Origin of the sequence: Aquabacterium sp. (assembly GCF_036279655.1) — a bacterium.
In the GTDB taxonomy this organism is placed as follows: domain Bacteria; phylum Pseudomonadota; class Gammaproteobacteria; order Burkholderiales; family Burkholderiaceae_C; genus Aquabacterium.
Window position 1 is genome coordinate 1 of record NZ_DASUIT010000104.1, and the last position, 9,767, is coordinate 9,767.

The window sequence follows — 9,767 nt, forward strand, 5'->3', positions numbered from 1 at the left end:
ATGGCAAAGAAGGTGCGCACATTGCGCACGCCCCAGGCGGCTGTGAAGAGGCGCTGGGCCACGGCCTGGTAGCCCGCCATGTCATCCACCAGCAGCACCAGCATGAAGTCTGGCCCGGGAGACACCCGCCAGCACTGCTGCACGGCGGCATCCAGCACGGCCTGGGTTTCAAAGCGGGCCATGGCCTCCTGGGTCTGGACCTCCAGCGTGACTTCCACCAGCGCGTGCAGGCCGCAGGCTTGCGCCTGACGCAGCCGATCCACCGACACGATGGCCACTTGGCGCTCGATCCAGCCGGCCTCCTGCAGGCGGCGCACCCGCCGGTGGCAGGTGGCGGTCGACAGGTGGGCGGCTTCGGCCAGTTGCTGGTTGGTCAGCGAGGCATCGTCCTGCAGCAAGTTGAGCAGACGGACATCGACAGCATCCAGATCGGTGGGTTCTGATTTCATTTATTAATTGAAAACGAGAAATTATTTCTATTGTGTGGATGTATGAATTATTGATCCATATTGACTTAAATTTCGATAGAAAAATCCAAAACAACGCGACTAACATGCTCCCATCTGATTCATGGAGCGTGGCTTATGTGCGGCATCGTTGGTGCGGTGGGTTCCCGGGACATCACCCCGGTTCTGGTGGAAGGTCTCAAGCGCCTGGAGTACCGGGGCTATGACTCCTGCGGCGTGGCCGTGCTGCGCGACGGGCAACTGCAGCGTGCGCGCAGCACCTCGCGCGTGGCCGAGCTGCAGGCCCAGATCCGTGACGAAGACCTGAGCGCCACCCTGGGCATTGCCCACACCCGCTGGGCCACCCATGGTGCGCCGGCCGTGCACAACGCCCACCCGCACTTCTCGCATGGCCCCGGGGCCGGTGCGGCCGCTGCCCGTCCGGGCCGTGTGGCCCTGGTGCACAACGGCATCATCGAGAACCACGAGGCCCTGCGCGCCGAACTGCAAGGCCGTGGCTACGTCTTCCTGAGCCAGACCGATACCGAGGTCATCGCCCACCTGATCGACCACCTCTACGACGGTGATCTGCTGGCCGCCGTCAAGGCCGCCACGCTGCGCCTGACGGGCGCCTACGCCATCGCCGTGTTCTGCCGCGACGAGCCCCAGCGCGTTGTCGGGGCCCGCCAGGGCTCACCCCTGGTCCTGGGGGTGGGTGGCGTGGATCCGTCCGAACGCTTCCTGGCCTCGGACGCCATGGCCCTGGCCGGCGTGACCGACCAGATCGTCTACCTGGAAGAAGGCGATGTGATCGACCTGCAACCCGGCCGCCACTGGATCGAACACCTCGCGCCGGGCGGCACCGAGCACCAACGCGTGGGCGAGCGTGAGCGCCCGGTGCGCACCGTCACTGCGCACAGCGGCGCGGTCGAGCTGGGCCCTTATCGGCACTACATGCAAAAGGAGATCTTTGAGCAGCCGCGCGCCATTGCCGACACGCTCGAAGGCATTGAGGGCATCACGCCCGATCTGTTTGGCGCCCGGGCCGCCGAGATCTTTGGCCAGATCGACCGGGTGCTGATCCTGGCGTGTGGCACGAGCTATTACTCGGGCAGCGCGGCCAAGTACTGGCTGGAGTCCATCGCCAAGATCCCCACCAGCATCGAAGTGGCCAGCGAATACCGCTACCGCGACAGCGTGCCCGAGCCGCGCACCCTGGTGGTCACCATCAGCCAGTCGGGGGAGACGGCCGACACACTGGCGGCGCTCAAGCATGCGCGTTCACTGGGCATGCCCCACACCCTGACCATCTGCAATGTGGCCACCAGTGCCATGGTGCGCGAGTGCGAGCTGGCCTATGTGACGCGGGCGGGTGTGGAGATCGGCGTGGCATCGACCAAGGCCTTCACCACCCAACTGGCCGGCCTGTTCCTGCTGACGCTGACCCTGGCCAAGCTGCGCGGCCACCTGAGTGCCGAGCAGGAGGCCGAGCACCTGCGCGCCATGCGCCACTTGCCCGCCGCCCTGCAATCGGTGCTGGCGCTGGAGCCGCAGGTGGTGGCCTGGGCCGAGGCCTTTGCCCGCAAGGACAACGCCCTGTTCCTGGGGCGTGGCCTGCACTACCCGATCGCGCTGGAAGGTGCGCTCAAGCTCAAGGAGATCAGCTACATCCACGCCGAGGCCTACCCGGCCGGCGAGCTCAAGCACGGTCCCCTGGCCCTGGTCACGGCCGAGATGCCCGTGGTGGTGGTGGCCCCCAACGATGCGATGCTGGAAAAGCTCAAGAGCAATATGCAAGAGGTGAAGGCGCGCGGCGGCGAGCTCTATGTGTGCGCCGATGCCGACACCCACATCCAGGCCGAGCCGGGCATCCATGTGATCCGCCTGCCTGAGCACTATGGGGCGCTGAGCCCCATCCTGCATGTGGTGCCGCTGCAGTTGCTGGCGTATCACACGGCGTGTGCAAGGGGGACGGATGTGGACAAACCGCGGAATCTGGCGAAGAGTGTGACGGTGGAGTGAGGCTTGCCAAATTTTGCCAAGTCTTCTAAGCTGCTGGCATGAGCACGATGAACATTTCATTGCCGGACACGCTGAAGTCTTTTGTGGACGAGCAGGTCAGCCAGCGGGGTTACGGCACCAGCAGCGAATACGTGCGGGAATTGATCCGCAAGGATCAGGATCGACTGCAACTGCGTGCCTTGCTTCTTGCGGGCGCCGCCTCCGCGCCAGCCGCTCCGACCGATGGGGCTTACTTTGAAGATCTGCGCAACCGGGTGCGCAAGGTCACCAAGGCTGGCTCGACAAGGTGAAGTCCAAGGCGGTCATTCCTCGTGAGCAGGCCAGGCGTGATGTGGATGAGGCCATCGCCTACTACCTGGGGGAGAGTGCACCACAGGCCGCGCTTGGCTTCATTGACGCGCTGGAGCAGGCCTATACCCACATGGGTCGCCACCCTGGCATCGGTTCACCGCGTTACGCACATGAGCTCAATCTGCCGGGCTTGCGTGCCTGGCCGCTGACCGCTTACCCGTACTTGATCTTCTATATGGAGCGAACCGACCATGTCGATGTCTGGCGTGTGCTCCATGAGCAGCGCGACATCCCGGCGTGGATGCAGGATGCGGAGGACGCAGCCCTGGAAGCTCGCGCTCACACGCGCTGAACACATGGACCATCAACCCAACAACCCCCTGCACGGAACCACGCTGCAGCACATCGTCGAATGCCTGGCCGATCACTACGGCTGGGCCGAGCTGGGACACATGATTCCCATCCGCTGCTTCACGCATGAGCCCAGCGTGTCGTCCAGTCTGAAGTTTTTGCGGCGTACGCCCTGGGCACGGGCCCAGGTGGAGGCCTTGTATGTGGAGACGTGGCAGCGGGCGCGGGGCCTGTGATGCCGCTAAGCCCTGACGTCGACAGGGTCACAGATGAAATCTCGGTGTGATCGGGGGCAGACTGCCTCACCATGTCGCGCATCCTCATCATCGAAGACACCCCGGCCAATTTGCTGCTCACTCAGGCCATCCTGGAGGGGGCGGGCCACGCGACCCTGAGTGCGCCCACGGCCGAGCAGGGCCTGTGCATCGCGCGCACGGAGCCGGTCGATGTGATCCTGATGGACATGCGCCTGCCAGGCATCGACGGCATGAGCGCCACGCGCCTGCTCAAGGAAGACCCGCTCACGCGGCACATCCCGGTCATCGCGCTGACCGCGTCCGCCATGAAAGGCGACGAGCAGCGCATGCGGGTCGGCGGGTGCTCGGGCTATGTGGCCAAACCAATCCGCTACCAGGCGCTGCTCCATGCGATCGATGAGGTATTGCTTCCCGACCAGGCCGCCACGCGACACAATTGAAGGAATCCAAAAAAGCTCCAGGGAATCCACATGGCTGAGCGCGACACGCCTGACTTTCAGCTGCTGTTCGAATCGGTGCCAGGCCTTTACCTGGTGCTGACGCCCGATTTGTGCATTGCGGCGGTCAGCAATGACTATCTGCACGCCACCAAGACCGAGCGGGCGCAGATCATTGGCCGCCACCTGTTCGAGGTGTTTCCCGACAACCCGGACGATGACACCGCCTCGGGTGTGAGCAACTTGCGCGCATCGCTGCAACGCGTGCTGACCTCCCATGAGCCCGACTGGATGCCGCTGCAGAAGTACGACATCCGTCGCCCCGATGCGGAAGGGGGCGGTTTCGAAGAGCGCTACTGGAGTTGCCTGAATTCGCCCGTGCTCGATGAGCAGGGCGCTCTGCGCCTCATCACCCACCGCGCCGAGGATGTGACCGAGTTTGTGCACCTGCGCCAGCGTGGCGCCGAGCAGGACAAGGTGGCGCAAGAGCTGCGTGGTGCGGTCGAGCGCGCCGAGGCCGAGGTCTACCTGCGGGCCGAGCAGGTGGCGCGCGCCAACGAACAACTGCAGGCCCGCAACACTGCCTTGCATGAGAGCGAGTCCCGCCTGCGCCGCCTGGCCAGCGAGCTGGAAGTGATCAATGCCGAGATGACGGACAAGAACCAGATGCTGGAGGAGTCGAGCCGCATGAAGTCCGAGTTCCTCTCCAACATGTCCCATGAACTGCGCACGCCGCTGAACGCCATCATCGGCTTCTCGGAGTTGCTCAAGGATGGTCTGGTGGGGCCCCTGGAGCAGCGTCAGCGGGACTACATGGGGCACATTTTCGATGGCGGTCAGCACCTGCTGGCCCTGATCAACGACATCCTGGATATGTCCAAGGTCGACGCGGGCAAGGTCGAGCTGCAGTTCGAGGCCGTGGATGTGCAGGCGGCGCTGGCCGACGGCCTGCGGGTGGTCGAAGACAAGGCGCACGCCAAGCAACTGCGCCTGGACAGCCAGGTCAGCTTGCCCATGGGCGAGGTGGTGGTGGACGCGCGCCGCTTCAAGCAGATCCTCTATAACCTCCTGTCCAATGCCGTGAAGTTCACGCCGCCTGGCGGCCAGATTGCTCTGGTGGCCAAGCGGGTGAATCGGCTCGAGGCCTCCTCGAGCGTGCCGGGCTTTCCGGTGGGCCGTCGCACCACCTTGCCGCCGGGCGACGGGGATGACTTTCTGGAGATCTCGGTGACCGACAGCGGCATCGGCATGCGCCCGCAAGACCTCAAGCAGCTGTTCACGCCCTTCACACAGATCAAGCATCCGGCCAACCGCGGCATCGAAGGCACGGGCCTGGGCCTGGCCATGGTGCTGCGCCTGGCTGAGTTGCACGGGGGGGCGGTCGCGGTCAGCAGCGAACCCGATCGTGGGACCTGTTTCAGCGTCTGGCTGCCTTGGCGCCAGGAAGCGGCCCCGGCTCTGGATGCGGACTCACCCGCGGTTCGTGGTTGGGCCCTGGTGGTGGAAGACGACGAACGCGCAGCCACGCTGATGGGGCTGCAACTGCAGACGCTGGGGTTCGCGGTTCGCCATGTGCGCTCGGCCGAGGCAGCGCTGGCTTTGAGCGACGAGTTGGTGCCCGACCTGATCACCCTGGACATCATGCTGCCCGGCATGGACGGCTGGGCCTTTCTGCGGCGCCTGAAGACCTTGCCGCAATGGGCGCAGGTGCCTGTGGTGGTGGTGTCGGTGCAGCCCGATGGTGCGTTGGCCAAGTCGCTGGGGGTTTCGCTGGCCTTGCAAAAGCCTCTGCGGTTCGACGAGTTGAAGCAAGGCCTGGACCGTCTGGGCCTCAAGCCGGGTGAGCAGGAGGTGACCGCCCTGATCGTGGATGACGACCGCCAGGCCGTGGAGGTGCTGGCTCAGCCCCTTCAACAGCTGGGTTGCGTGGTGCTGCGGGCCTATGGGGGGCCGAAGGTGTGGCCCTGGCGCGCCGCTTCAAGCCCCACCTCATCATGCTGGACCTGGAGATGCCCGCCTTCAGCGGCTTTCAGGTGGTCGACGAGTTGAAGGGTGACCCCAGCAGTGCCGACATCCCCATCATGATCGTCACAGGCCGCGATTTGAGCCCGCAGGAGCGTGAGTGGCTCACCGGGCAGATGTGCCAGCCCCTCATCGAGAAAGACGGTGACGCGGATCGCTTCATCGGTGAGGTGCGGCGCGCCCTGGCGCACGTGCTGGTGCATTGAGTCCCTGCGCCGCCCCCTTCAGCGCCAGTCACCTCCCAGAGCCCGAACCAGCCCCACGGTGCTGGTGGCCCATGCGCCACGCAGTGTCAGGGCCTGGCGCTCCACGCTGAGCAGGCTGCGTTGTGCATCCAGCAAGGTGAGGTAGCTGTCTTCGCCCTCGCGGTAGCGCTTGTCGGCCAGCTCGGCCGATCGCCGTGCCGACACCAGGGCCTCGTTCACCGAAGCGGATTGCTCGCGCAAGCTGCTCAGGTCGGAGAGCTGGCCTTCGACATCGCCAAAGGCCTGCAGCACCGATCCGCGGTAAGTGGCCACCGATGCCGCCAACTGCGCCTCGGCTTGGCCGATCAGGGCGCGGTTGCGGCCGCCATCGAACAGTGGCAGCGAGAACACGGCGCTGGTCAGCCAGGAGCGGGCACTCCAGTCGAACAGGTCCCGCAACTCGTAGGAGGCCATGCCGCCTTGGGCTGTGAGCACCAGGGCTGGAAACAGCGCCGCCTTCGCCTGGCCCACGCGTGCCGCAGCGGCGCGCATCTGCGCTTGCGCGGCCACCACATCGGGGCGGCGCTCCAGCAGGGTCGAGGGCAGGCCAGGTGGCACCGCAGGCACGGAGGCGTCCACCGCCAGGGCTTGAGGCGGCAACTGGAAGGCCGCAGGAGCCTGGCCCAGCAGCAGCGCCAACTGGTGTTCTGTGCGCGCGCGGGTGCCTCGCAGGGCTTGCAGCTCCGCCCGAGTGGCGGCCAGGTCAGTGCGGGCCCGGGCCACGTCCAGTTCGGACACATCACCGGCGGCATGGCGCTTGTCGATCAATCGCAAGGTCTGCTCTCGCAGGCTCAGGCCGCGGGTCAGCACGTCCACCTCGGCATCCAGAGTGCGTAGCAGGAAATAGGTCTGGGCCACATCGGCTTGCAGGGCCAGCAGCACCGACTGGTAGCTGGCTTCGCTGGCGCTGGCGTCCAGCTGCGCGGCATTGACGCTATTGGCCACCCGGCGAAACAGGTCGACCTCGTAGCTGGCTCCCACGCCGGCTTGCCACACCGTGACGGGGGACACTTGCGTGCCGGCGGCCAGACCCTGGTCGGCTGCGCCGGGTTTGCTGCGGGCCACACCCAGGTTCAAACCCACCTGGGGCAACTGCCCTGCCTCACTGCCACGCAGGGCGGAGCGAGCTGCCTGCACACGTGCGGCGGCGGCTTCCAGTGTGGGGCTGGCGTCCATGGCCTGCTTGAGCAGCCGGTCGAGGGTCGGGTCTGCAAACCCGGACCACCAGGCGCCGCGAGCGCGGTCTTCCTGCGGTTCGGCCAGCTTCCAGCCGGCGGGTACCTGGGGGGTTGCGGTGGTTTGTGCCTCCTTGAACGCCGTGGGCACGGCCAGTCTGGCATCGGGCTCGATGGGGGCGTTGGCACAACCGGCCAGCACCAGCGCAGCGGTCAAAGCGGTGAGCGGCGTGAATGCGCGAGCGGGGATCATGCTTGCACCTCGTGGGTCAGGTCAGGGGTGGAGCCGATGGAGGGCTTGTGGCCCTCCAGGCGCTGGGCCAGCAGGCGCAGCAGCACGTAGAACACCGGGGTCAGGAACAGCCCGAACAAGGTCACGCCCAACATGCCGGAGAACACGGCCACACCCATGGCATGGCGCATCTCCGACCCCGCGCCGCTGGAAAACACCAGCGGCACCACACCCATGATGAAGGCGATCGAGGTCATCAAGATGGGGCGCAGGCGCAGTTTGCAGGCTTCCAGAGCGGCTTCCACCGTGCCACGGCCATGGTGTTCCAGCTCACGCGCAAACTCCACGATCAGGATGGCGTTCTTGGAGGCCAGGCCCACCAGCACGAACAGCGCGATCTGGGTGAACACATTGTTGTCACCGTTGGTGAGCCAGACACCGGCCAGCGCGCACAGGATGGACATGGGCACGATCAGGATCACGGCCAGGGGCAGCGTCCAGCTTTCATACTGCGCAGCCAGCACCAGGAAGACCAGCAGCACGCACAGCGGGAAGATGTAGACCAGGGTGTTGCCTGCCAGGATGTCCTGATAGGTCAGGTCGGTCCATTCAAAGCTCACGCCTTTGGGCAGGGTCTCAGCCGCGATCTTTTCCATGATGGCCTGCGCCTGGCCAGATGACACCCCGGGGGCGGGGCCCCCATTGATGTCGGCCGACACATAGGCGTTGTAGCGCTGCACGCGGTCCGGGCCATACGAGTCCGACACCTTCATCAGGCTGCCCAGGGGCACCATCTCGCCACTGTTGCTGCGCACCTTGAGCTGGCCGATGGCATCGGGCGTGGATCTGAAGGGCGCATCGGCCTGTACCACCACCTGATAGGTGCGACCGAACTGGTTGAAGTCGTTCGCATACAGCGAGCCCAGGTTGATCTGCAGGGTGTCAAAGATGCTGCCCAGGGGCACACCCATCTGCTTGGCCTTGGTGCGGTCCACATCGGCAAAGAGCTGGGGCACATTGATCTGGTAGCTGCTGAAGACACCGGCCAGCTCGGGCGTCTGCCAGGCCTTCATCTGCAGGGCCTGCACGGCCTTGTAGAGCTCGTCATGGCCCACATTGCCGCGGTCTTCCACGAAGAGCTTGAAGCCACCGATGGTGCCCAGGCCGTTCACCGCCGGAGGCGGGAAGACCATGATGAAGGCATCCTGGATGGCGCCCAGGCGCTTGTTCACCTCGGCCGCGATGGCATCGCCCGACATGCCGGGCCCCTTGCGCTTGTCAAAGTCGTCCAGCGTGTAGAACACGATGCCGGCGTTGGGTGCATTGGTGAAGCCATTGATCGACAGACCTGGGAAGGCCACGGCATGGGCCACACCGGGCACGCTCTGGGTGATGTCGGTCATGCGCCGGATGACGGCGTCCGTGCGCTCCAGCGAGGCCGCATCGGGCAGTTGGGCAAAGCCCACCAGGTATTGCTTGTCCTGCGCGGGCACGAAGCCGGCCGGCACGGCCTTGAACACAAAGAAGGCCGCCACGCACAGCAGCGCGTACACGCCCATGGTCAGGGATTTGTGCTTGAGCGTGCCCGCCACGCCGCCCTGGTAGCGGTGCGAGCCGCGATCGAACACCTGGTTGAAGCGCTTGAAGAAGCCACCGAACACGGCGTCCATGCCACGCGTCAAGCGGTCCTTGGGCGCGTCGTGCGGTTTGAGCAGGGCGGCGGCCAGGGCGGGCGACAGGGTCAGCGAGTTGAAGGCCGAGATCACCGTGGAGATGGCAATGGTCAGGGCGAACTGCTTGTAGAACTGGCCCGTCAGACCCGACACATAGGCGATGGGCACAAACACCGCGCACAGCACCAGGGCAATGGCGATGATGGGGCCCGACACTTCCTTCATGGCCTGGATGGTGGCCTCGCGCGGGCTCAGGCCCAGGGCGATGTTGCGCTCCACGTTTTCCACCACCACGATGGCGTCGTCCACCACGATGCCGATGGCCAGCACCAGGCCGAACAGTGACAGGTTGTTCAGCGAGAAACCCAAGCCGGCCATGATCGCCAGCGTGCCGATCAGGGACACCGGCACCGCCAGCAGCGGAATCAGCGAGGCCCGCCAGTTTTGCAGGAATAACACCACCACGATCACCACCAGGAACATGGCCTCGATCAGGGTCTTCACCACCGCATGGATCGACTCGCGGATGAATACCGTCGTATCAAAGACAATCTGGTAATCAAGGCCGGTCGGGAAGTCCTGCTTCATTTCCGCCATCGCCGCCCGGACCCGGTCC

At 65.3% G+C, this 9,767-nt stretch carries 10 protein-coding genes; 7 read left to right on the forward strand and 3 right to left on the reverse strand.

The window, feature by feature from the left end; all coding sequences use genetic code 11:
• Positions 1-449, reverse strand: a 449-nt coding sequence (locus tag VFW84_RS12155) for an Lrp/AsnC family transcriptional regulator (protein ID WP_329680722.1), incomplete at its 3' end; no start/stop codon positions are given.
• A gap of 135 nt (positions 450-584) precedes the next feature.
• Between VFW84_RS12155 and glmS the strand changes: the two genes are divergently transcribed.
• The 7 genes from glmS to VFW84_RS12190 all read left to right on the forward strand — a co-directional run bounded on the left by glmS (position 585) and on the right by VFW84_RS12190 (position 6,032).
• Positions 585-2,468, forward strand: a complete 1,884-nt coding sequence (glmS, locus tag VFW84_RS12160) for a glutamine--fructose-6-phosphate transaminase (isomerizing) (protein WP_329680723.1) — start codon at positions 585-587, stop codon at positions 2,466-2,468.
• Positions 2,469-2,506: 38 nt separating this feature from the next.
• Positions 2,507-2,758, forward strand: coding sequence for a type II toxin-antitoxin system ParD family antitoxin (locus VFW84_RS12165; RefSeq protein WP_329680724.1), 252 nt, complete (start codon positions 2,507-2,509; stop codon positions 2,756-2,758).
• Complete coding sequence (locus VFW84_RS12170) at positions 2,755-3,111, forward strand: type II toxin-antitoxin system RelE/ParE family toxin (RefSeq protein WP_329680725.1); 357 nt, start codon at positions 2,755-2,757, stop codon at positions 3,109-3,111. Before VFW84_RS12165 ends, VFW84_RS12170 begins: the two co-directional genes overlap by 4 nt.
• Before the next feature lie 4 nt (positions 3,112-3,115).
• Positions 3,116-3,346 carry a VF530 family protein gene (locus VFW84_RS12175; RefSeq protein WP_329680726.1) on the forward strand — a complete coding sequence of 77 codons (231 nt, stop codon included), beginning with the start codon at positions 3,116-3,118 and terminating at the stop codon, positions 3,344-3,346.
• Positions 3,347-3,417: 71 nt separating this feature from the next.
• Positions 3,418-3,807: a response regulator gene (locus VFW84_RS12180; RefSeq protein ID WP_329680727.1), complete on the forward strand. Its 390-nt coding sequence runs from the start codon at positions 3,418-3,420 to the stop codon at positions 3,805-3,807.
• 30 nt (positions 3,808-3,837) lie between these two features.
• Positions 3,838-5,853 carry an ATP-binding protein gene (locus VFW84_RS12185; protein ID WP_329680728.1) on the forward strand — a complete coding sequence of 672 codons (2,016 nt, stop codon included), beginning with the start codon at positions 3,838-3,840 and terminating at the stop codon, positions 5,851-5,853.
• Positions 5,799-6,032, forward strand: a complete 234-nt coding sequence (locus VFW84_RS12190) for a hypothetical protein (RefSeq protein ID WP_329680729.1) — start codon at positions 5,799-5,801, stop codon at positions 6,030-6,032. The genes VFW84_RS12185 and VFW84_RS12190 overlap by 55 nt, the downstream gene beginning before the upstream one ends.
• An 18-nt stretch (positions 6,033-6,050) precedes the next feature.
• On the opposite strand, the gene VFW84_RS12195 is transcribed toward VFW84_RS12190, so the two are convergent.
• On the reverse strand, positions 6,051-7,499 hold the full coding sequence (locus tag VFW84_RS12195; RefSeq protein ID WP_329680730.1) for an efflux transporter outer membrane subunit: 1,449 nt from the start codon (positions 7,497-7,499) through the stop codon (positions 6,051-6,053).
• On the reverse strand, positions 7,496-9,767 hold a 2,272-nt coding region (locus VFW84_RS12200; RefSeq protein ID WP_329680731.1), incomplete at its 5' end, for an efflux RND transporter permease subunit. The genes VFW84_RS12195 and VFW84_RS12200, both read right to left, overlap by 4 nt.